The organism is Peptoniphilus sp. HMSC062D09 (genome assembly GCF_001811425.1).
GTDB lineage: Bacteria > Bacillota > Clostridia > Tissierellales > Peptoniphilaceae > Peptoniphilus_A.
In genome coordinates this window covers 1-308 of the sequence record NZ_KV804702.1, presented here as the reverse complement: position 1 = coordinate 308, position 308 = coordinate 1, and the positions used below count along the sequence as shown (strand labels likewise).

The window sequence follows — 308 nt, the reverse complement described above, 5'->3', positions numbered from 1 at the left end:
AGTACAAAAACTAAAACTTCAAGTAACAAGCTTCTCAAGAAAAACAAGAAAATATTCATCATACAAAGGAACAATAGGAAAAGTAGCAGATAATGAAATAAATAGAAAATTCACAGTAGAAAGACCATATACACAAATAACAACAGATACAACAGAATTTAAATACCTAGAAAAAGATAAAAATGGAAACTATCAAGTAAAAAAACTTTACCTAAACCCTTATCTAGATATGTATAACAGTGAAATCATATCCTATGAAATATCAAAACAACCAACATTAAAACCAATACTAAAAGCCTTAGACAAAG

At 26.6% G+C, this 308-nt stretch carries 1 pseudogene; it reads left to right on the top strand.

What is annotated here, in order from left to right:
• Positions 1–308: pseudogene (locus HMPREF2801_RS09275) on the top strand (IS3 family transposase); the annotation flags it as partial.